A 23876-nucleotide genomic window follows, 5' to 3' on the forward strand; every position below is an offset into this window, starting at 1 on the left:
GGTTCTTAACCATGATGTGATGCACGATTCAGTTCGTGAGCGCTATAGAACGAACAATACACCGTCCCCTTTAGCTGCAAAGGAAACGGTGCTTTTGTATTATGACGTGTATTTTGGCAACCAGTCGCCGTGAGCCTCAATTAACTCATCACACATCGCTACGATGTCATCGATAGATAGCTCGGCAGCCGTGTGTGGATCAAGCATGGCGGCGTGATAGATATGTTCTTTTTTGCCAGTGATTGCCGCTTCAATTGTCAGCAGTTGCGTGTTAATGTTTGTCCGGTTCAATGCCGCGAGTTGTGGAGGCAGATCACCAATGTACGTAGGGCTGATTCCTGATCCATCGACCAGACAAGGTACCTCGACACATGCCTCACGCGGCAGGTTTGTAATCAGTCCGTTGTTCATAACGTTTCCGCCAATCTTGTACGGGTTATTCGTCTCCATCGCTTCGATAATATGCGATGCGTATTCACGGCTGCGGGTATGTTCAATATTTTCGCTGGCAAACAGTTTGGTACGCATTTCTTTCCAGCCTTCAATCTGGTTCACACAGCGGCGGGGATATTCATCCAGTGGAATATTGAAGCGTTCAATCAGCTCCGGATAATTCCGCTTGATGAAGTAAGGGTGGTACTCGGCATTATGCTCAGAGGATTCCGTTACATAATAGCCAAAACGTTGCATCAGCTCAAAACGAACCATGTCGTCATGCTGTTCCTTCTGTTTTTCCTTCGCCCGACGTTTAATCTCGGGGTACAGATCCTGCCCGTCTTTGGTAACTTCGAGCAGCCACGCCATGTGGTTGATCCCTGCAATCTTAGCCACAACACCTGTCTGATCGATCCCCAGTGCATCAAACAGATGTGGTACACATACCTGCACACTATGACACAATCCTACGGTTTTGATCCCACCATGCACATTCATGACGTTGGTAAGCACGGCCATCGGGTTGGTGTAGTTCAGGAACCACGCATCTGGACATACTTCCTGCATATCTCGGGCGAAATCCAGCATGACCGGAATCGTCCGCAAGTTACGGAAAATTCCGCCAATGCCGAGTGTATCTGCAATCGTTTGACGCAGTCCATATTTCTTCGGAATCTCGAAGTCCGTAATAGTACATGGATCATATCCACCGACCTGGATGGCGTTGATGACATATTTGGCTCCGCGCAGCGCTTCTTTGCGGTCATGATATACGTTCACGACGCAACGACTTCCGAGTGAACGGGCCAGACTGGTCAACAAACGCTCTGAGTCGCTCAAACGTTCAGCATCAATATCGAATAATGCCAGCTCGAAATCTTGCAGTGCTTCAGTCATCATGACATCACCCAATACATTTTTAACAAAGACAGTGCTGCCTGCACCGAGGAACGTAATTTTATTCATTTAAGTTTAGCCTCCCTGAAAAATGTTGTACCCCAACTATAGGCCGATTCGGCACATATAACTATGGTTCAACCCCTCTCAAACATGGCATAATCCCATTTTTGTTTCCGTTTTCAACTAATAATTGTGTACTTTAGCTGTTATAATTTATTTAGACATACAGATGGTGAACCGCGGAAGGCAATAAGGAGGGGGGCGAAAAAGTGAGTCGCATTGAGATGAATGTGGTTCCCGCCGGCTGGACACAGATGGAGCTGATTTTGTTGTTTTTTGGGTGGGAGGCATGTGATCCTGCGCATTATTGGGGACCGGGTGTACGTGATTCTTACATTGTGCACTACATCCATGAAGGACGGGGCACCGTGTACATGGGGGATCAGGAATTCAAACTTACCGAGGGACAGGGGTTTGTCATTCTCCCGGATACACTTATTCATTATGAGGCAGATCCGCAGGAGCCCTGGACGTATTCGTGGTTTGGTTTTAAAGGCGTACAAGCCAAAGCATTCATGCAACGTGCCCAATTAAGCCCGGAGCGCCCGATATATGATGCCCAGGATACAAATACGATGGAACAGTTGTATACGGAGATGGTCCAAGCTTCCACGCGACCGGGAGGTGATGTGTTGAACCAGAGTCTCTTGTACCGCTTAATGGCAGAATTAATCTCTTCTTCGCCTGTGGAGGAGGAAATAGGGCAGCTCCTTTCAAACAAAGAGACGTACATCCGGCAGGCGGTGCAGTTTATGGAGAACAGGTACAGTCAGCGAACCTCCATTCTGGATATTGCCCAAGCTGTGGGGCTGGATCGCACGTATCTATCGGGATTGTTCAAAGAGCGATATGGCATGTCGCTACAGTCCTTTTTCCTGGAGTACCGTATGAATAGGGCTGCCGAACTTCTTCAGAATCCAGGGCTGTCGGTCAGTGAAGTGGCACATTCGGTTGGCTATACAGACCCATTACTGTTTTCCAAGATGTTCAAGCGAGTGACGGGTGTGTCTCCAAAGGGTTCGAGAAATCGAGATTAGATGCACCTATTGCTTCAAATTTAAAAGAAAGTTTTGATCATTAATCGTCGTCCCGCTATTCTGATACAGAAGTGTAATTGAATATGTGGAACTTGGTGCTTTGCCCATCAGGGTGGAAGCTTAATAGGGAAGTCTGGTGTAATACCTGCGCGGTCCCGTCACTGTAACAGAGGAGTCAGGTAGCGATAATCCACTGGTTTAGACCGGGAAGGAGCTGCAATGACGATGATTCTGGAGCCAGGAGACCTGCCAGGTTTAACAAACACAGTAGTACCTTACGGGAGATAGGAAGGTGTTTAGAGAGCATGATCTTTTCTGAAAATCTGTTTATTTAAGGCGTCCTCATCCAGTAACACGGAGAGGGACGCCTTTTTTGATAGAATTTATAAGTTTTCAGCGGAGCTGTGGACGGAGAACATCATGGCACATACATAAAGTTGTGGGGAAGGATGTTTGAGCACTTGAGCAGATATATCGTTAAGCGTTTATTACAACTGGTTGTCGTATTGTTCGGCATCACGTTCCTGCTAACCTACCTGTCTCCTGGAGAAAGTCTGTCAGGATAATACTAATGTGCGGGTTTTCTTTATAGTCTAAGTAAGGTTATAAAAAGAGAATGATGCAAGAAGGGTTACCCCAGAAGTCTAAAATGTACCCTATAAGATGGACACTTTAAAAAAGGTCATCTTGTAGGGTCTTTTTGTGTACAATGAATAAAAAAACGAGCGGTGGTCAAGCGAATGTCAAAAAAACACTTTACAACTCAAGAGCAAGATCAGTTAAGAAGAAATCCCTATGTGAAAAATGTCAGTGCTAAAGCTATTACGTACACGGATGCGTTCAAAGAACGATTTATTCAAGAATACAGTCAAGGTACGCTTCCCCGTGAGATTTTTCAGGAAGCAGGCTTTCCCCTTGACGTCTTGGGTGCTACCCGGATTCGAAAGGCTTCCAATCGATGGCGTATGGCTTTTCAAGAACAAGGACCTACTGGATTAACTGACGGTAGAAAACACGCCTCAGGCCGTCCGCTGACCCGTGAATTAAGTCTTGAAGAAAAATATGCCCGTTTGGAAGCGAAAATGAAATGGCTTGAAGCGGAGAATGAATTCTTAAAAAAGCTCGATCAACTCGAAAGGCAGATGAGAAAAAAGACATCCAACTAAGTACGCGGCAAAAATTCGAACTGATTCAACAGATGATGCATACATACCCTTTCCAACGCAAGGTGCATGTTCTTTGTGAAATTGCTGGAGTTTCACGTTCGGGCTATTACCAATATTGTAGCAAAGATGCTCGGTTACATCGTCAAAATCAGGAACAAGACGATCAGAAAGTAAAAGCAATCGTTCTGAAAGCCTACCATTACCGTGGAAGAAAGAAAGGTGCCCGTCAAATCAAAATGACGCTGGAGCTCCACTATGGAGTCACATACAATCTCAAGCGAATTCGTCGTGTCATGCAAAAGTACAACATCGTTTGTCCGATTCGCAAAGCGAATCCCGCACGTCGTATGGCCAAGGCCACCCAAGAGCATCGAACCTGTCCTAACACGTTAAATCGAGCTTTTAAGCAAGGGATTGCAGGTAAGGTACTATTAACAGACATCACGTATTTAACGTATGGGAAAAATAAGCGAGCCTACCTATCGACCATTAAAGATGCTGAAAGTAATGAGATTTTAGCTTATGAAGTCTCTGCTTCACTCGGTTTGGACATTGCGATGGAGACGTTGAAACAACTCAAAAAGCATCGTCATCTCACCTCGAATGCGTTGATTCATTCGGATCAAGGATTTCACTATACGAACCCAAAGTTTCAAAAGCTTGTGAAGAACATGGGGCTAGGTCAATCCATGTCGCGTCGAGGAAACTGTTGGGACAATGCTCCACAAGAATCCTTCTTTGGGCATTTTAAAGATGAAACGAATTTCAAAACATGTATGACCCTGGAAGAGGTTAAGCAAGAAGTGAAAAGCTACATGATCTATTACAATCATTATCGAGGTCAATGGAACTTAAACAAGCTGCCGCCTGCGCGATACAGACAGCAGCTTGAAGCAGCCTAACCTTTTTTAATTTGTCCTTTACAAGGGGTACATTTTAGTCCATAGATGACTTCAGGATAACCCTTTTGTTGTATAACAGGCATGTTGTGTGTAGTTGGGATGTGACACTGGAATCACTTGTGAATGCTTTATCGTATGTGGTTCAGTACACCTATGTCATTCAGTACACCATATTTCTGCGCAGGCTGCATAGTATTTTATCTGGCCCCTCAGGGCTATTTCATCATATATTTATTGATTGCTTCATTGGGTGATTATCGCTTTACAGATATTCAGTCTTATTTTGGAGAGGTACTCCGCATATAGACTCTTCGGTCCACATGCAGTTGGCTACATCTGCTTAGCCAGTCGTACTGACATGAGAGATTTAAACTAGTGTGGTACCTGGGATTGAAAATCGTTCCGGCTGGACTGATCAGCATGGTAAAAGACAATGTCGCCATCCTTCAGGGGCCAGGTTCTGCCTTGACTGTCTGTTGGCGTTTTGTTGAAACCTTCCATCTGCCATTGATTCATCAGAGGTGCGTGAATATATTGCAGATGGGGCGCCTCTGTATTTCCATTCCGCAGGCTCTCCATGTTGAAGTTAACCACAATATAACCATTCTTTAGAAAAACATTCGATTTCTCATCCATCTGATTTTGTAGTGCAAGGGGTTCGAGATCCGTCCCTTTTGGTACGGCATATACATCGGCCGGCAAGCTATACTCCCCGTACCAGCGTTGGATTGCTGCATTGGCCCGGTCCACGTTGACCCCGGAAGGAATGTCCGTTTTCGGCCCAATGAGTGTACGAATCGGAGCAGACAGGATCATCCAGTCATAACGACCTACCCATGTTTTTTGATGGGAAGTCTGATCGACCAGGCGAACCATATGTTCTGCCAACGTACGCTGGTTGCGTTCTTCCGCTGTCAGCTCATAAGTATACTGATAACGCGCTGTATCGCCTAACTCTGTGCCGGGTACATTTCGAAGCCGTGAGTTCAGCACAACAAAGCGTTTCTCCATATCCTGTGCCGATCCAATACGGATCAGACGTTCCTGGCCTCGATGGTAGTACAGATCCACTTCTTGTCGGGATGACCCGTCTTTACTCACAAAAGCAAAAGTGGGTGTAATACGAATACCATCCTGTTTGCCAAACATATTGCCCTTGGTCTTCAGACCGAACTTGAAATGGTACCCCGTCTTCACAGTCGCGTTAGCGAATCCCTGCACCGGATGGCTTCCTGGTCGAATAGGCAATACAAATGGAGCCAGATTACCTCTCGGATCACCATCAATGCTATTCATCCCTGCCCAGTAGCTAAGGCCCGTTGGGTCGGGACTACCCAATCGCTTGCGAAATACATTTTCCCAGTTGTAATCGGAGATATCAGTGACGTGAAAATCATATAACCTTCCGATCACATCTACCGGTACGGTATCTGCTGCAACATGATGTGTCAGATTGGTATTGGCATCCTGTTGCTCGGTAAAGTTTGCAGGTGCATTCTCTGCAATATTACGGAATACAATGTGATATTTGCCTTCGTCTACCCATACAGGGAGATAGAATGTGGTATCCAGTTGATTGACCGGAATATCGACCCATGTCTTGGCAGGGATAAACTGACTCCGGTCTGCGTTGTAGACATCAAACGGGAATTGTACCTGTTTGATTCGAAAATATTTGGCATAGTCCCGATTCCCATAACCGGGATAACTTGCTGCGTCCAAGTGCTGTCCCGATGTGGGAATTCGTACAATGAACGGACGTTCCAGAATGAGTGCAGCGCTGGCTGGGTCCGGTACGGTTTTCTGATTATGCGGCTGATCATCCGATACCCAGGCGTAGTTGACGACAGGGGTGTGTACCGTGACGGTGTTGATGCCGTTAATCGGTAATATTTTATTGGAGCCGCCATTCACGTTACCCGGTAGCAAATCATAATAGATTTCACCAGAGCTTGTAGTGTTTGCTTTATTCAGCAGGGAATTGCTGATCATATTACCCGGTTTGTACAGCACATCACGCCCAATCGTTGTTGGATTAGGAATATTGAATGGCGTTGGTCCATCTTTGGTTGCTTCCACATCATTCATAATGGTTGTGTTGTTGAATTTCACCAAATCATTCTTCACTTTACTTTGAGGTGTGTTGGATTCAGCCATTCCTTTTAACCGTGATGTATCATCAGGCACACTGGGAGGTTGGTTTAAACCACCTGTTAATTTGGGTGGAGTATATGAGATTGAAGTGGTTTGCCCTGGTCGAACATGGCTTTCTACGGATTCATCATTTTTAGAATCCAGTGTTGGTGGTGTGTATCCTGTTGGATTCATCGTAACGGTCTCACCGGGCAAAGCGTAATTATTCATGGTTGCTTTAGCGATCTTGTATACTTCCAGATTGTTAATTTTCCAGTAGGAGTAGTCTCTTGTGATTTGGAAAGTGTATGGCTTAGGTACTGTGTCATTCGCGGGTAAAGGTGGTCCTGGTGTACAACCATCATCATCACATATTTCTGGTCCAGGTACTGTCCATTCTCTGTCATACGAGATTGTGATATTACAGTTGTATGTAACTTTACCGCTCATTTTCGCCCAAGCTTGTTTAAATAGGTAATTATCAGCAAGGGCATTTGTGTAGATTGACTCGGAAGTAGGGATACCTTTTAATACATCGAATGTCTCATTATCTCTGTTATCTGACTTGATAACACCGTTAGAATCTGGATCAAGATCATTCATGCTCATGATGGTTCCAGCAGAAGGTGGTCCAATCGTTGGCGTGCAACCTCCACCACCGCCTCCGTTACCGTCGCCCCCGCCCGTACCTGGGTTCTCTTCAACACCAATGTTTATTGTGGTAGTTAACTGAAATCCATCTTTCTTCCACAGTACGGTGATGGTTGTAGTTCCCCTACTGACAGCATGAACTACTCCGGAGTTACTAACGGTAGCAACACCAGGATTGGAAGATTCCCATGTGGTTGTACCACCGCTGCCAGTGTTTACATTGGTCTCGGCTCCAAAATTCCCATCTCCCGTTTTCGTTTTGACCGTTGCATTCAATTGTTTGGACTGGTTCAAGCTAAGTTGCCCGCCAGAGGTGAGGTTGATTTCTTTGGTTATTTCGGCAAAGGCCCGCCAATATAAATCTGTGTTGAATTGATAGTCAGCATTCCATTTGGATGGGGAATATTCTTCCGTTTTGATAGGTGAAATAGCACCACCAATTTGAGTGGTGAATTTTGTGTTACGACCTGTAAAAGATTCAACAGAAACTAAAATGGGCAACCCAGGCTCATAGTAAGCTGTATTATCCATGTAGTGAGGTTCGTTAGATTTATCAGCTATTTCCGCAGAAGAATGTGATTCACCTACTTTATCAAAGTACTCAGTCGGAATATAAACATCTTTATTCAAATCAAGATCGACACAGATTGTTGAAGATACCGGAAGATTTTTGGTAGGGTCGTTTTCTAGCTCGATGTTATTGCAATGGCCATCAACCTTCCATTTTAGATTATCAATTTGGTAAATATATACACCTATATTAGTTTTCTTTTTCCCTTCAACAGGGATAACCTTTTTTTGTGACTTCGCAGGTGTAGAAGGCTCCATATGGAATGTGTTTAATTCAGGTTTAATTCCAGGCCCTCCACCTGCAGAGACTTGAGTTACTGATGATACAAGTACTACGAGTGATAACACGAACAACATCATTTTTTTAATAGCTTTTTTCCTCGTCAAATTTAATCCCTCTAATCTGTGGCTATTACGCTGTAAGCGGGTCCTTCTTTGGTCACAAGACTCACAGCAGAAATCAGCTCTTTATCAAAATGTAGAAGTCCTCTGCTCCAGTAGACTGGATTATTAACAGCGAATACACCTCTAGTTTTTGTGAAATCATTAATTACAGGCCCAGCATATGCTGCAAAGGCTTTTGAATTTGGAGAGTTCATGGGATTAATCGTTGCCGAATTAAGTAAACTTCCGGCTTGAAGTGTATTCATAGTAGTACTTTTCACGCTCAATTCAAGCTCTGCAAAAGAATAATAAGCTCCTCTTACGAGGGTGTATCCTTCATCTACAAAAACAGGGTAAAAAATACTTCTTTCCGCATCCTTCGCATAGGTATTAACAATAATCCAATTTTTTATCTTGAGATCGGCATATTTAGTATCTGTAATAATATTTTTATTGCGAACTTTCGAGAAGTCGTCTGTAACCTCACTGTAGTCCATGTTGGGTGAAAATTTTTTCTCTGGTGTCTTCTGATACTTAGGCGCAATAATACTCAAATTCGTCCCCGTCAAGCCCACCGCCCGCAGCTCATTCAGACCCTGAAAATCGGCAGGTTTTGTCTTGGCAACTGCTGCATATCGGGCGATCAATACTGCTACTTCCGCCCGAGTGGTGGTACGATCAACGCCAAATGTTTTATCGTTTGCCACACTCATCAGTCCTGTTCCCAGGGCAACGGCTACTGCATTTTTTTGAGCGCTTGCGAGTTTACCTGTGAAATATTCCTTTGCAGGCACAACGGTGTTGGTCACATCAGAGAGTGCTTGTTTGTACTCAGGATCAACCACGGTTAGCCCTTGCGTCAGCCAAATAGCCATTTCGCCTCGTTGAAGAGCGGCTTGTGCATCCAATTTCCCCTTATAATTAGAAGGGCTGATAAAACCTTTTGCTATAGCAGTAGAGACACCACTTTTTGCCCACTCGGGTATGTCTGTGAAATTGTTTTGTTCTTGTGTTGATGCATTAGGCTGGTCGGATAAACGTCCCAGGATACTTGCCATTTCAGCCTTGGTGACCGGTGAGCTTGGTTTAAATGTCCCTTCGGCATACCCCTTGAAATAACCTTGTTCCACGGCCGAATTAATTGCTGAAGATGCCCAGTGTGTAGAAGGAACGTCCTTGAATGTAGTTGCAGCCTGTGCGGCTTCTACAGAACTCCCAACGCCTCCAAAACCTACGATACCCCCTGTTAATAAAACTAATGCCGTTACGCCGGAAATCATCATTTTTTTCATGAATTTTACTCCTCTCAATTGTGAATTTCTCTCCTTGATATGTACTTTTCAGGCTACTAGATACTAAATTTGTAATAATAATCAATATTCTACCATGTATAACTAGGCTGTTGGTATGATTTTTCAATATATTTCCTCCTCTCCACACAACTTCTACTAATGCTCCAGACCTATATTTCCTCAAAAAACACAAAAAAAGGCCACGAATCCGCAGATTCATAGCCTTATGCTTTAAGGTCTCTAACATATGTAGTTCCATCAATAATCAATAAATCAAGAATACTCGATTTCCAAACATTTGAAAAGCCCATATTCTTCTTACTCCAAATAAAGTCAGGCTATCGGTGTTCCATTAGGTAATGGGCTATCCGGTGTGAGCAAGACAACATCGCCTTCACCAGGCACGCCGCCCAGCACAAGTACTTCAGAGACAAAACCGGCAATCCGCCGGGGTGGAAAATTAACTACAGCAACGACCTGTTTGCCAATGATCATGTCAGGCGTGTATCGCTGGGTAATCTGAGCACTGGAACGTTTAAGACCAAGTGGTCCGAAGTCGATCGTCATTTTAATAGCGGGTATGCGAGCCTTGGGGAAGGGTTCGGCTTCCACCACGGTACCAACCCGGATGTCATGCTGCATGAACTCTTCAAAAGTAGCCATAGGGGTAGATCTCCTTTCAACTATGAGGACTATTATAAATGAAAAATCAACAAAAAATCCAGATTACGCTGTATCGTAACCTGGATTTCTGTTGTGTTGCATTGCAGCAAATTAAGCGCCGTTCCAATTTTCCCCGGTGAGGTATTTCTCGGTGAGGATGGATAACATCTGAATACCTACTTCATTATGTCCGCCTTCTGGAATAATGATATCGGCATACTTTTTGGATGGCTCGATAAAAGCATCGTGCATTGGTTTTACCGTTTCGAGATATTGTTTGTACACGGATTGGATCGTGCGTCCGCGTTCTTCAATGTCCCGCAGTACTCTCCGTAAAATCCGCACATCGGAATCGGTATCAACAAATACTTTGATGTCCATCAGACTGCGAAGATGTTCATCAATCAGCACATGCAATCCTTCTACAATGACAATATGGTTCGGTGCCAGTTCAACCGTCTCATTGGCAGCACGGTTATCTATGGTGAAGTCATATACGGGAGCATACGCCGCTTGGCCTTTTTTCAACAGGGTGAGATGCTCAATCAACAGATCATTATCGAATGCAAACGGGTGATCGTAATTGGTGAGTCGGCGTTGCTCAGGTGTGAGCTGCGACTGGTCTTTGTAATAATTGTCTTGGGATATAAAAGTAACCTTACCTGATCCCAGACGGTCTATGACGGAGCGAGCTACCGTCGTTTTACCGGAGCCGGTTCCTCCGGCGATACCAATAATGAGCATGGTTGTTCCATAAGCCTCCCTAAAATGGCAGCATGATGAATGGATAAAAGCATATCAGAAATCCTTCGTTCATGGCCTTTATCCACATGTCTGTCTCTGAATACACAATTCTTTCATTGTACCATAGCACACGACTTTTTTCATCTTGGTGTATGGACCATGTTTTGCCTTCAAGGGGTGTTATGCATGCTCATATTCATTTTACTGCATATCTTTGGATGATACTCCCCGTGGTGACTCCCATAGGGCCATTAGGCGCTGGCCGATGGAACTTTTGGTGAACAGATTCAGGATGACATAACCAAGTACACTTCCTGTTGTATTGGCTATTATATCGTTCAGATCGGTACTGCGACCGTTGCCCAAGGTTACTCGGAGCATGAGTTGTGTTATTTCAATGAGGATACTTAGAGCCAATCCCGCTAATGCTGCTGTTCGCATCGAATGAATCCAAGGCTTTATGAAAGGAAGCATGAACCCCAGTGGCATAAACAGCACAATGTTAAGGAGAAAGCTTGGTGTATCCGCGGTCAGGAGCGGAATCCATTGAATGCTTTGATACCATGGGGTCTGATTGGCATAGATTCCGATGTTCACGTCGATAGGGAAAAATACAAAATGCATAACGCCCAACATATATATGGCAAATGCGAGCATCGACACATAATGTCTGACCGTGTACCTGGTTTTGCTCACCCTGGCATGGAGCATCAGGGCGAGCAGGACCAGAACGAATAACGGACCAAGTACGATGAGAGATGAGATTGAATATTGGATGGACATGGAATGGCTCCTTCGATAAGGCAATGATATTAGGCTATTGAAGTTGAATCTTCATTTCCAATCCCTTGATGAATTGTTTATCTTTAACCTCTTCAGCGAAGTCATCCTTGATCTCAAAAGGTTTCACTATCAGATATTTTATATTCTTGGCAGTTGTGGCATATATGCGTTCGGATGTTAATTGGGTTCCCTTATAGGTGCCCTCGCCGCTAAGTGAGGTCAGTTGCCGCCCTTGATCATCATAGACGGCAAATCCGATGTGACTCAGCTGTTCCTGCTCTTTTGCCGTAAGAGTATTCTTATCATTCAAACTGATAACAGTAGTTAGGCGAGTAGTGACAGGGGTAACCTCAGCTTCCGTAACAGCGGCCGTATACAGATCGTTGGTCATGGCTGTGTTAGGCAGAACCTGATGAATGTTTTCTGTTGATTTGGCAAATGGAACCGTAAGCTCGAACTCATGATCGATGCCCTGCAATGTCAATTGAACTTTGGCGTCGAACTGATCCGGCCAATGTGCCGTTCCCTGATCGGAGGAAATGACCTGTTCAAAGAGCAGTGTATCTGGCTGCGTTTCTCCTACCGAACTATAGAACAGTCCGCTATTCGGACGGGTCCCGTCCACTTTGAAAAAGACATTCTCAATTCCGCTGCTCAGTTTCACGATGTCCTTGCCATTGTCATATTCGCCTTGATTCAGATTAGGCGCAGTGAAATGAACCAGAAACGCAGCACGTGTACCATCATATACCGCTTCAAGCACTTCGAGCTTCACATCCTGGTAAGCAACCTTACTGTTAACAGGGGTAGTCAAGCCTTCGTTGCCCGCCGTTCGCAGACCCATATCAGCTTCTATAGAGCTGAAGAGGCTGCCCACGAGTGGAATATTGCGCAAGGAGGCAGCCATGGCCGGTGATACAAAGCCGGATGCAAATACGGTAACGCCCAACACTCCGGCTGCGATCGTCGCGGCTGCAGCCTTGTGCCATCGCTTGTTCCGGCGACTGGAGCGCAAAGTCTGTTCCGTTTTCAATGTGTTTGGTGACGTCGGCAGAGATTCCAGTGTGGCATCAATCCGGTTACGAACGAGTTCAGACATCAGAGGACGCTCCTTCGCTTGGTTCTTTAATTCCTGATCGATATTAAACGGGTTTGACATGTAAGTTTACCTCCCGAAAATTTTTGAATTTTTGATATAACTCCTGCCTTGCCCGAGTAAGTCTCATTTTCACTGCACTTTCGGAAATATTCAGGGCATCGGCGACTTGACGGAGGGACAGGTCTTCAAAATAATGCAAAATGACAACAATTCGTTTCGATTCCTCCAGACGGTCTACCGCTTCTCGCATATCGACCTCGTCGTAGGGACTGGAATGCTCCCGCTTTTCTGAAGGTACTTCCGCATAAGCGGTGGAGAGAGCGCGGCGGGACAGCATCGTGTTACATTCATTGATGAGGATGCGAAACAGCCAGGTTTTAAAATACCGGGGTTCCCGGAGTGTATGCACCGATTTGTATGCGTTCAGAATTGTCTCCTGAATGGCATCGGCCACGTCCTCCTCTTTTCGCAGCATGGATTTTGCGGTATTGTACAAAGAGTTTTCAATGTCTCGAATAAGCCGGATAAAGGCTTCACGATCTCCTTGGATGGCCTGGTTAACGAGATCGGTTGAACCCATGGATAACAGCTCCTTTCGTATTGGAGGGATGAAGCCAGCACTTGGCTGGTTTTTATATGAATTAGACTGGCGGGCAGGGCATATGGTCACATTTTCTTTTTATAGTTTTAAAAAAGGGCGTTGTTATATATGACGTATCGGGTCTCTGCGTTCCCTTCAATAGAAGAGAGGCTGATATTGCCTAAGATTGGATGATTGACTTTTTCAAAAACAGCACTATAATAAACTTATATTCATAACACGGACTGTTACTGGGGAAACCAGGCATGACCGAATTCGATTGCTTTACTGTAATCGCTTTCGGTCTTTTTTTATTTTGTTGGGGGGGTGAGAACATTGAAGGTTATTAAGAAAGTGAATAACAATGTGGCGATTGCTATTAATGAACATAGCGAAGAGGTATTTGTGGTAGGCAAGGGTGTAGGATTCCTGAAAACGCCTTACGAGCTGACGGAGACGGACTTGGTGGAGAAAATTTTCGTAGCACCGAAGAACATCCGGATGTATGATCTGCTGAACAGTATTCCGATTGAGGATATTTATCTGGCGGAGGAAGTCATCAAGCTGGGCAGTCAGATCCTGAATAAAACATTTAACCCGAATCTGCTTCTCACCCTGTCTGACCATATCAGTTTTGCATTAACCCGAACCAAAGAAGGCATCCGTATCAAAAATCCACTTGAATGGGAAGTGCGGACACTCTATCCGGACGAGACCCGGGTGGGGGAGGCTGCGCTGAAGCTGATTCAGGAAAAAACGGATATGGCTCTGCCAACAGCCGAAACAACACTGATCGCATTACATTTTGTCAATGCACAGGTAGGCTCGGGAGAGATGACGGATACCACCAAGGTAACCACAGTTACGGGCGAGATCCTGTCCGTGATCAAATATGCTCTCAAAATTGATTTTCAGGAAGACTCCATTCACTTTATGCGATTTGCAACACACATCAGATACTTCATCATGCGGCAGATGAGCGGTAAGTCGCTCAAAGACGAGAATGAATCTTTGTTCCTGATGGTGAAGGAGAAGTTTCCGAAAGAACTCGCTTGTGTGGAGAAGATTGCTGATTTCCTGAAAAATAACTATGGCTGGACCTGTTCTGATGATGAAAAGTTATATTTGATTCTGCATATCCAACGATTGATTTCGAATGAACCAACGGAATGAACTAGTGAAGGAACTAACCGAATAATCCATATTGGACTGTTACTGATTCGATCAGGCATGACCAAGCGTAGGGAATGACGATTCCCCGGCTTGGTCATTTTTTATATATTCAATTTATTCATGTAGAGGAGAAGGGTCATGAACAACAAAGACTTGGCTAAAAACGTACTTGATCTCGTTGGCGGCGAGCAAAATATATCGGGTCTGACACACTGTGCAACCCGTTTGAGATTCGTATTGAAGGATGATAGCAAAGCAGACCTTAAGGCGCTGGATCAGCTCGAAGGTGTGCTTAAGGCACAGAATTCCGGGGGACAGGTTCAGATTGTCATTGGTGCCAAAGTAGACGCAGTCTACAGTGAAATGAAAAATCTGACTTCTGACCAGATTGGCGAGCTTACAGAGTCTACAGACAATGGACCGAAAAAGAGACGCAACCCCGTCAACGTAGTGCTTGAAACCATCGCAGGTATATTCACGCCTGTTCTGCCAGCACTTGTTGGTTGCGGGATGATCAAATGTTTGGCCACCGTTATAACTGCAATGGGTTACCTGGAAGGCTCCGGTTTCCTGACGATTATTAACATGATCGGGGACTGTATTTTCTACTTCATGCCATTCTTCCTGGCTGTTAGTGCAGCAAATCGTTTCAAAACCAATCCCTATTTGGCGGTAGCTCTTGCTGCGGGATTAATGCATCCAACTATTTTGAACGCTGCGGCTCAGATTGCTGAGACAGGTGTAAACAGTATTGATTTTCTCGGCATGCCGATTCTGTTGATGAAATATTCCTCTTCCGTCATTCCCATCATTCTGGCGGTATGGATCATGAGTTATGTGTATCCAATCGTCAATCGAGTGATTCCCAAGTTTCTACAGGTCCTGCTTACCCCAATGATTGTTTTGTTCATCATGATTCCAGTGGAATTAATCGTGCTTGGGCCAGTAGGATCATATATCGGTGACTGGTTGACCAATGGCATTAACTCATTGTTCTCAACCGCAGGTGTTCTTGCTGGTGCCATTCTTGGATTTTTCAAACCGATTATGGTCATGTTTGGTATGCACTATGCGATCATGCCTATTCAGGTTCAACAAGTGGCTACACTGGGTGCAACCGTGCTGTTACCAACGGCATTGGCCGCGAATTTGGCTCAGGCTGGAGCAGCCTTCGGTGTGTTTGTACTGACGAAGAGTAAAACGATGAAATCAGCAGCTGCTTCCAGTGGATTCACCGCGTTGTTCGGGATTACCGAGCCGGCGATCTATGGTGTAACGCTGAAATACAAACGTCCGTTTTTCGCAGGTTGTTTGGCAGGCGGATTAGTCGGTGGATTCTACAGCTTGGTGCATACAACAGCGAATGCAATTTCACTGCCAGGTGTATTGGCCATTGGCACGTATTCATCGGATCGTTACATGTATGTCGTTATTGGTTGTATTGCCGCAGTTGTACTCGGGTTTGTGTTCACGCTGTTGGCGGGCATCAAGGAAGATACAGATGGAAGTAAATCGAAGCAGCAAGCTACGGATAAAGTAAACAGCAATCAGCCAGCCGTTGCCACAGAGGTGACTCCAGCATCCGTATCATCACAGACATCCACATCTTCGGACATGCTTATCGTTAGTCCAATGACAGGGGAGATCAAACCGATCTCTGAGGTGGAAGATCAAGCATTTGCCCAAGAGTTAATGGGTAAAGGCATTGCGATTGTTCCGACAGATGGCAAGGTATACGCTCCATTTGACGGGGTAGTCGAAGCACTTTATCGCACCAAACATGCCATCGGATTGAAAGCTGCGAATGGTGTCGAGATCCTGATTCATATCGGGGTGGATACCGTCAGTCTGAAAGGGAAATATTTTAACGCCCATATCGAACAGGGGCAGACAATCAAGGCCGGCGATTTATTGGTGGAATTTGATCCAGAAGGCATTACGTCAGCAGGCTATAACACCATTACATCCATTGTCGTTACCAACATGCAACAGTACGGAGATGTGCTGACTACAGCGACCAGCGGCCCGATTGGGGAGAGCGAAGCGCTAATGAAGCTGATCCCTTAAAACTTGAAATAAAACCTTAATCATACGTAATAACAGGAGGAAACTAAAATGACGAATTCCAATTTTCCAAAAGATTTTTTGTGGGGCGGTGCACTATCTGCCTGTCAGGCCGAGGGAGCTTATAATGTAGATGGCAAGAGCCTGACCATTCCAGAAGTGATGAAGTTCAACGAGAAGAACGATCGCAAGGTGACCAAGCAGATCAGAGTGAATTGGGAGATGATTGAAGAGGCCAGGAATGACCCGGATACGATTAAATATCCGAAGCGTCGGGGTATCGATTTTTATCATAACTTCCGTGAGGTTATCACCTTGTTTGCCGAGATGGGCTTCAAAGTATTTCGTTATTCCATTTCATGGGCCAGAGTATTTCCGGGTGGCGACGATGCCGCTCCGAACGAAAAGGCACTAGAGTTCTATGATCAGGTGATTGATGAATGTCTTAAACATGGAATGGAGCCCCTGATCACCATCAGCCACTTTGATACACCAATTGTACTGATGGACAAGTTCGGAGGATGGTATAACCGCAAGCTGATCGATCTGTATGTGAACTATTGTGATGTGCTGTTTAATCGCTACAAGGGCAAAGTGAAATATTGGGTGACGTTCAACGAGATCAACATGAGCGTGAAAGCATCGGCCAAGACGCTGGGCATCATTGATTATGATGCTCCAAATTATGAGGAAATGTTGTTCCAGGGATTGCATCATCAATTTGTAGCTGCGTCCAGAGCAACCAAGATGGCTCATGAGATCGATGCGAATAACCAGATCGGAAGTATGGTCGCGTATTTCACAACGTATCCTTACACTTGCAAGCCGGAGGATGCGCTTCAGATGCAACAGGATGATCAGATGAAAAATCAGTTCTATCTCGATGTGCTCAATAAAGGCGAGTACCCTTACTATAGTAAAACGTATTTCAAAAACAAGGAGATCCAGCTGAACATCGAGGATGGCGATCTGGATAGCATTCGCGCACATACAGCTGATTTCGTGGGGATGTCGTATTACAACTCGATGATTTCCAGCAGTGATACAGAGCAGCTCGAACTAACGGCAGGCAATGTACACAGTGTATATAAAAACCCGCATCTGCCCGCTAACGAGTGGGGTTGGCAGATTGATCCGATTGGCCTGCGTTATACGCTTAATCTCGTCTATGATCGGTATCAAAAGCCTGTCTTCATTCTGGAGAACAGCTCAGGCTTCTACGATAAGCTGAATGAAGATGGAACGATCAACGATCCCTACCGAATTGATTTCCTGAGCAAACATATCGAACAGATGGGACTCGCCATTGCGGATGGGGTCGAAGTGTTGGGTTACACGATGTGGGGGCCCATCGACATGATCAGTTCAGGGACTTCCGAGATGAGCAAACGGTACGGATTTATCTACGTCGATCAGGACGACTATGGCAATGGTACGCTGAAAAGATATCGTAAGGATTCGTTCTTCTGGTATCAGAATGTGATCCGTACCAACGGAGCAGAACTGTAACGCACCATGAACATTTTGGGTCGCATCAAAAAAATACCCGGCGGCTTGCTGATTGTTCCTATGCTGGCCGCCGCGGTCATCAACACGGTGTTTCCATCGTTTTTTCAGATCGGAGATCCAACAACAGCGCTGTTCACATCAAAAGGTACCATGGTGCTGATCGGTATGATATTACTGATATCAGGAACACAGCTTAACTTGTCACAGCTTCTGGTGACTTTGAAGAGAGCAGGGGTGCTCTGTATATCACGTATCCTCATCAGCTGCCTGTTCGGATGGGCGTTTGTACACTTTTTTGGCATAAGTGGGTTCGGTGGAGTGTCTGCGGTAGCCTTCATCGCCGTGCTGACCAGTTGTAATCCGGGATTATATCTGGCCTTGATGAACACATATGGAGATGATGTGGATCGTGCTGCGTTTGGCATTCTAAATCTGATCGCCGTGCCGGTTATTCCGGTTATGATATTGAATTCGGCAAGCGGTGTCGGTATCGATTACCTTAGTGTACTTGCTACGCTAGTGCCTTTTTTCATTGGCATAATGCTTGGTAACCTGGACAGCAACATCCAGAAGATGTTCGCTCCGGGAACACTGATTCTGCTGCCTTTCCTGGGTACAAGCTTTGGGTCCAATATTGATCTGCGTATTGCATTTCAGTCCAGTCTGTCCGGCTTGCTGGTCACGGTGTTATTTTTGCTGATCTGCATGTTGCCGCTCATTGGAATCGATCGCACGATATTAAGACGGCCCGGTTACGCAGCGGCTGCGACATGTTCGGTTGCTGGATTATCCATGGTGGTGCCTTCGATGGCTGCCGAATTCAATCCGGTGTATGCGCCATATGTGGACACAGCTATCGCTCAGATTGCGTTTGCCGTGATCCTGACGTCGGTGACCGTGCCTTATATCGTGAAGCGTTTGACGGGAGGAACAGCGACGGAAACTTCTGCTTCGACAAATCACTAGAAAAAAACAGCATGTGTTCTGTCAGGTCATGACGGATCACGTGCTGTTTTGATTTGTTCATCTATATGATCTCCTGGGGGAGGAGAGGGATCGATCGGTTTATTTTACAGACCCAGCAGTTGTTTAACACTTTCAGCTACAGCTTTGCTGGATTGTGGATTCTGTCCTGTGACCACGCGGCCATCTGTTGTGACATAGGAGCTGAAGGCAGCAGCTTTATCGTATTGTGCAGCACGTTCTCTCAAAGCATCTTCCAGCAGGAAAGGAACATACTCGGTTTGTTGAGCCAATGCTTCTTCTTCATTCGTGAAGCCGGAAACCGTTTTGTCGTTGATTAGAAGCAGGCCGTTGGACAACTTCACATTCAGCAGGGCTGTAACCCCGTGGCACACGCCGGATACAACGCCACCTTTTTCATAGATATCGCGAGAAAGCTCTTGCAGTTCAGCATTGTCCGGGAAATCCCACATCGTACCGTGGCCCCCTGTGAAGTAGATCGCATCATAGTCACTTGCATTTACTTCGCTAGGTTTCAACGTGTTCTTCAGTTGGTTCATGAATGTTTCGTTCTCGAAATAGGCTCTGGTGCTGTCATCCAGAGAGTCGCCCAGACTTTTCGGATCAAGTGGTACGTTCCCACCTTTAGGGCTAACCAGATCGATCTGAACATTGTCATTATGGTCAAACTCTTCAATAAAGTGAGTTGCTTCGCTCAGCCACAAGCCAGTAGGCTCGTCCTTTGTTGCATACTTATCTACATTTGTTAGAACAACCAGTATCTTTTTCATATAAAAACCTCCCGTAAAATATATAACATCAATTTATATTAATTATCACAAAATTAAATTGTGTAAAATCTATTATCGAATATAACATAACCTTTTTCTAAAGTAAAATCATGAACGTATCGTCGATCTCCAATGTGACTTTCAAGCGTAGGAGTAAAGAACAATCTAGTAGTAGTAAATATGCCCGTAAGAATGCAGTTTTACTTATTATGCCCTACTTAATTTACTCAAATTGTAAGCGGAGGTAGGCGTGTGTGAGGAAAATCGTAATTAAATCAAATTTGAAGTTAATTTGATTGAACAACTAGTTCTTTTGATTTAGAATGGCGGAAGATGCCAACGAGAAACTGGTACAAATTACATATATACTTGGAGGAACATTCATGAAACGTTCAGGCAAATTTTTCGCTTCAACAGTGGTTGCTGCTGTTGCTGCAGTATCCATCGTCTCTTCAGCTTCAGCGAGCACAGTTTCAGTCTCCAACATCTCTGGCGTAACACCTATCAACATTAGCAGTATGGATATCGAAACAGCTTTGATGATGGTTCAGAGCGAACGTACCAAATTGCTGGATGCGCAATTGCAAACGCAAATCCAGGAGGTACAGAACCGTAATCAACAGATCGCGGAGTTGAACTCTCAGTTGCAGATAGCCCAGCAAAACGGGGATGAAGCAACTGTTCAAAAGCTGAAAGGCCAAATTGATGCTGCGGGCAACTCCCAACAGATGGACATGCTTCGTCTGCAGTCCATGTCTAACAAGCGCAATGAAGCGTTTGATGTAATGACAAACTTTGTCAAAAAAATGCAGGATTCAAGATCATCCATCATCGGTAACATGCGTTAAGAACGGATAATTAACTGCAACAACACAAAAAGAGCGAAGCCGGAATTTACTTTCCGAAACTTCGCTCTTTTTCTCTTTTTTATGATATATATCATCTAATCCAAGTTAGCCCGACCAGTCACGACGCCGAGTGAACAGATCCTGCAACTCATCCGTCGACAATTCGGTAATCCAGTTCTCGGAGCTTGTGATGATGTTATCGCTGAGCTGCTGTTTGCTCTCCAACATCTCGTCGATTCGCTCCTCCAATGTGCCAAGAGAGATGAACTTATGCACCTGAACATCCTTAGTCTGACCCATCCGATAAGCCCGGTCGGTAGCTTGGTTCTCAACAGCCGGGTTCCACCAGCGGTCAAAATGGAAGACATGATTGGCTGCGGTCAGATTCAATCCCACGCCGCCAGCCTTGATGGACAGAATGAAGACGGACGGTTGCTTATCCTCAGGCAATGTACGGGATTGGAATTCCTCAATCATGCGATCTCGCGCCGTTTTGGACGTACCCCCGTGCAGGTACAATACAGGCTCCTGCAACTCCTGACGTAGTACTTGTTGCAGCATCTGTCCCATACCGATGTATTGGGTGAAAATCAGGCATCGTTCGCCCTCGTCCCGTAATTCACGGACAAGCTCCATCAGTCGTTCCAGCTTTGCAGAGCGGCTGATTAGCATCGCCATATCCTGCGGGCTGTACACATCATAAGCAGATGTCAGTGCACCGTCTTCGGGCAGCTCCTCCGGCAAAGCTTCTTTTGTCAGCAGCAGCGGGTGGTCACACAATTGCTTAAGCTGAGTTAGGGCTGAGAGGATCGCACCTTTGCGCTTGATACCTTCCAATTCTTTCATTTTATCCATCAGGGCCTGCACGGATTGGTCATACAATGCACTTTGTTCGCCCGTAAGGTGAATGTAAGTTTTCATCTCATTTTTGTCCGGCAGATCAAGCTGGATATTTGGATCTTTTTTCTTACGGCGCAGCATGAACGGTTTCACGAGCTGTTGAAGATCCTGCATCCGTTGCTCATCCTTATCCTTCTCTATGGCACTAATGAAGCGAGTCTGAAATGCTCGGGGGTTGCCCAGATATCCTGGATTGATAAAGTCATAGATCGACCACAGCTCGGACAACCGATTCTCGATCGGCGTACCTGTCATGGCAATGCGGTGTTTCGCAGGGAAGCTGCGGACAGCCAGCGACTGTTTGGTCTGAGCATTCTTGATATTCTGTGCCTCATCGAGACAGATGCATGACCACGTATAAGTCTGTAACATCTCCTGATCCAGTGTAGCCGTAGCAAAGGACGTGATAATAATATCCACCTGCTCGGTCTGCTCCCGGAATTCTTCTCCACTTAATCGGCGTGCGCCATAATGCAGACTGACATGAATGGAGGGTGCGAAGCGGCTAATTTCCTTTTGCCAGTTGCCCAGTACGGAAGTTGGGCAGATCAGAAGTACCGGGGCTTGTCCCGGCTTACGTGGTTCATGATCCTTGATGTGTAACAGATACGTGATGAACTGAATGGTTTTCCCAAGACCCATATCATCGGCAAGACATGCCCCTAGTCCGAATCTGCGCAGGAAACCAAGCCATGCAAAACCTTCCTTCTGATACGATCGCAGCTCGGCATGAAGCCCTGTCGGAATGGGCAGAGAAGGCGCGCCACCTTGTCCACCACCCAGTTGTGCGATAACCCGATTAAGGTGTTCGTTCAGTTCAACCTCCAGCCGAATGTTCTCATTATCCTGCGGTTGCTGCTCTTCCTCGGTTTGTTGTCCTTCCTTCCATTTCTGATTGCGATATTCGCGCTGTTCATTGTGCAGCAGATGCAGGTGCAGAATATCCTGGAATGAGAGTCCCTGTTCCCGATCTACACCGCCCATGGCACGACGTATCTGTTCCAGCAGGTCGGGGTCGAGAGGAACCCATTCTCCGCGGAAGCGAACCAATCGTTCATTACGGGCAACAAGGTCGGCGAATTCATCTTCGCTAAGATCCGTGTCACCAATCGCAATTCGCCAGTCAAAATGAATAATCGAGTCCAGTCCAAAGAACGACTGTCCCCGCTCACTGCCTTCCTCCGGCTGAACCTTGGCACGCAGCTTTGGTTTCTTCTTACGGGCTGCTTCCCACCAACCAGGCAGCAGAACTTGCCAGCCCGCTGCGAGCAACCGCCCGCTATCCTGCGTCAGGAACTGCCAGGCTTCCTGATCTCCCAAAGGATCACTCAGCACATCGCGTCTACCGCTAATGGAACCTCCGAGACGCGGCAGATGTGCACGCAGTTGATCCAGCCATCCGGCAGAGCGGTCCAGAACGAAGGGGGTCCATACCTCTGGCCATTCCCCTTCAAGCCTACCCCGTGAATCCAGCATGACTGGTACCAATACGGCGGCATCCAGCTTATTCTGTAATACCAGTCGCAGTCGCCATGATGGCTCATCCTCATCTGGCTCCTGCAATTGCAGCATGGGTCTGAAGGGTGCTGCATCTGCTTTCCAACCAATGGATACGAGCCAGGACTGGGCGTCCATTCCGGCTGTCTTAGGGAGAGTGCCACGCTCTGGGAACAACTGCGGGAATTCACGCCGTAGATCGGTCGCCGCTTCCTCTGAACTGTACCAGCGCTGGAATACAAAGGCGGAGTAGGCCGCCCCGAGTCCTTCGGCATAACTCTCGTCCGTCTGATGAATCGCCTTGGTAAGCGATGCTCGATCCTGCTTTTTCAAGCTATCCGGGTCCCAGGTCCACTGAAGCTGTCCTGCACGGTAGGCCTCGAAGCTAGGTACGTATTTGCGTTTTTCGATAGATGCTGCGAGCGCGGGAGCTAGTCGAATCAGATGTTCCGCTTGCTCGTCCCACTTCCATTCAATATGAAGCAGGGTATGCATCTCGGCAAAGAAGGGAATTACTTCTTCCGCTGGCAGAACAACCAGCTCAATCTCTTCAATCTGCCGAACTTCCAGTTCGGTCCCGTAGAAGGAAGGCGCATGCCAGGCGAACAATCGCTGCTTCAGCGACTGTCCTGATACAAAGTGGTGTGTGTTGAGTGCTCCGTAAAACAAAGCATCGCCATATCCGGTTAAAGCGACGTGAACCTCAATCGTTTCAGTGTAAGGATGAATTAA

General features: G+C 46.0%; 17 protein-coding genes and 1 riboswitch. Of the genes, 7 read left to right on the top strand and 10 right to left on the bottom strand.

What is annotated here, in order from left to right; all coding sequences use genetic code 11:
* Nucleotides 1-99 precede the first annotated feature (99 nt).
* A complete protein-coding gene (locus MKY92_RS01275; RefSeq protein ID WP_076320072.1) occupies nt 100-1401 on the bottom strand; it encodes an alpha-glucosidase/alpha-galactosidase in 1302 nt (433 codons plus the stop codon).
* A 203-nt stretch (nt 1402-1604) separates the two neighbouring features.
* Here MKY92_RS01275 and MKY92_RS01280 point away from each other — a divergent pair, with 203 nt between their 5' ends.
* Nucleotides 1605-2432 carry an AraC family ligand binding domain-containing protein gene (locus MKY92_RS01280; RefSeq protein WP_339298830.1) on the top strand — a complete coding sequence of 276 codons (828 nt, stop codon included), beginning with the start codon at nt 1605-1607 and terminating at the stop codon, nt 2430-2432.
* Nucleotides 2433-2508: 76 nt separating this feature from the next.
* Nucleotides 2509-2701, top strand: a riboswitch (cobalamin riboswitch).
* 471 nt (nt 2702-3172) lie between these two features.
* A protein-coding gene (locus MKY92_RS01285) for an IS3 family transposase (protein WP_260411030.1) occupies nt 3173-4500 on the top strand; the annotation gives its coding sequence in 2 pieces (ribosomal slippage) (nt 3173-3542 and nt 3542-4500; 1329 coding nt in all).
* 372 nt (nt 4501-4872) lie between these two features.
* Here MKY92_RS01285 and MKY92_RS01290 read toward each other — a convergent pair.
* The 7 genes from MKY92_RS01290 to MKY92_RS01320 form a co-directional block, all read right to left on the bottom strand.
* Nucleotides 4873-7815, bottom strand: coding sequence for a DUF5704 domain-containing protein (locus MKY92_RS01290; protein ID WP_339298831.1), 2943 nt, complete (start codon nt 7813-7815; stop codon nt 4873-4875).
* Nucleotides 7816-8252: 437 nt separating this feature from the next.
* Nucleotides 8253-9530: an S-layer homology domain-containing protein gene (locus tag MKY92_RS01295; RefSeq protein ID WP_339298832.1), complete on the bottom strand. Its 1278-nt coding sequence runs from the start codon at nt 9528-9530 to the stop codon at nt 8253-8255.
* A gap of 333 nt (nt 9531-9863) precedes the next feature.
* Nucleotides 9864-10193: a chaperone CsaA gene (gene csaA / locus MKY92_RS01300; protein WP_062837691.1), complete on the bottom strand. Its 330-nt coding sequence runs from the start codon at nt 10191-10193 to the stop codon at nt 9864-9866.
* A gap of 111 nt (nt 10194-10304) precedes the next feature.
* Nucleotides 10305-10937: a uridine kinase gene (gene udk, locus MKY92_RS01305; protein WP_017691162.1), complete on the bottom strand. Its 633-nt coding sequence runs from the start codon at nt 10935-10937 to the stop codon at nt 10305-10307.
* Nucleotides 10938-11138: 201 nt separating this feature from the next.
* Nucleotides 11139-11720 carry a VanZ family protein gene (locus MKY92_RS01310; protein WP_339298833.1) on the bottom strand — a complete coding sequence of 194 codons (582 nt, stop codon included), beginning with the start codon at nt 11718-11720 and terminating at the stop codon, nt 11139-11141.
* A gap of 34 nt (nt 11721-11754) precedes the next feature.
* Nucleotides 11755-12879: a DUF4179 domain-containing protein gene (locus tag MKY92_RS01315; protein WP_339298834.1), complete on the bottom strand. Its 1125-nt coding sequence runs from the start codon at nt 12877-12879 to the stop codon at nt 11755-11757.
* The gene (locus tag MKY92_RS01320; protein ID WP_339298835.1) at nt 12863-13399 is read right to left on the bottom strand and encodes a sigma-70 family RNA polymerase sigma factor; all 537 of its coding nucleotides are present in this window, start codon (nt 13397-13399) and stop codon (nt 12863-12865) included. The genes MKY92_RS01315 and MKY92_RS01320 overlap by 17 nt, the downstream gene beginning before the upstream one ends.
* A gap of 327 nt (nt 13400-13726) precedes the next feature.
* Here MKY92_RS01320 and MKY92_RS01325 point away from each other — a divergent pair, with 327 nt between their 5' ends.
* The 4 genes from MKY92_RS01325 (at nt 13727) to MKY92_RS01340 (ending at nt 19111) form a co-directional block, all read left to right on the top strand.
* Complete coding sequence (locus MKY92_RS01325; RefSeq protein ID WP_339298836.1) at nt 13727-14572, top strand: PRD domain-containing protein; 846 nt, start codon at nt 13727-13729, stop codon at nt 14570-14572.
* A gap of 138 nt (nt 14573-14710) precedes the next feature.
* Nucleotides 14711-16639 carry a beta-glucoside-specific PTS transporter subunit IIABC gene (locus tag MKY92_RS01330; protein ID WP_339298837.1) on the top strand — a complete coding sequence of 643 codons (1929 nt, stop codon included), beginning with the start codon at nt 14711-14713 and terminating at the stop codon, nt 16637-16639.
* A 48-nt stretch (nt 16640-16687) separates the two neighbouring features.
* A complete protein-coding gene (locus MKY92_RS01335) occupies nt 16688-18145 on the top strand; it encodes a family 1 glycosylhydrolase (protein ID WP_339298838.1) in 1458 nt (485 codons plus the stop codon).
* 6 nt (nt 18146-18151) lie between these two features.
* Entirely contained in the window at nt 18152-19111 is a 960-nt protein-coding gene (locus MKY92_RS01340) for a 2-keto-3-deoxygluconate permease (protein ID WP_339298839.1), read from the top strand.
* Nucleotides 19112-19215: 104 nt separating this feature from the next.
* On the opposite strand, the gene MKY92_RS01345 is transcribed toward MKY92_RS01340, so the two are convergent.
* Complete coding sequence (locus MKY92_RS01345; protein WP_339298840.1) at nt 19216-19899, bottom strand: type 1 glutamine amidotransferase domain-containing protein; 684 nt, start codon at nt 19897-19899, stop codon at nt 19216-19218.
* A 383-nt stretch (nt 19900-20282) separates the two neighbouring features.
* Here MKY92_RS01345 and MKY92_RS01350 point away from each other — a divergent pair, with 383 nt between their 5' ends.
* Nucleotides 20283-20747: a hypothetical protein gene (locus tag MKY92_RS01350; RefSeq protein WP_339298841.1), complete on the top strand. Its 465-nt coding sequence runs from the start codon at nt 20283-20285 to the stop codon at nt 20745-20747.
* 105 nt (nt 20748-20852) lie between these two features.
* Here MKY92_RS01350 and MKY92_RS01355 read toward each other — a convergent pair whose 3' ends face one another.
* Entirely contained in the window at nt 20853-23873 is a 3021-nt protein-coding gene (locus MKY92_RS01355; protein WP_339301637.1) for a DEAD/DEAH box helicase, read from the bottom strand.
* Between the last annotated feature and the right edge of the window lie 3 nt (nt 23874-23876).

Source organism: Paenibacillus sp. FSL R5-0623 (assembly GCF_037974265.1).
In the GTDB taxonomy this organism is placed as follows: domain Bacteria; phylum Bacillota; class Bacilli; order Paenibacillales; family Paenibacillaceae; genus Paenibacillus.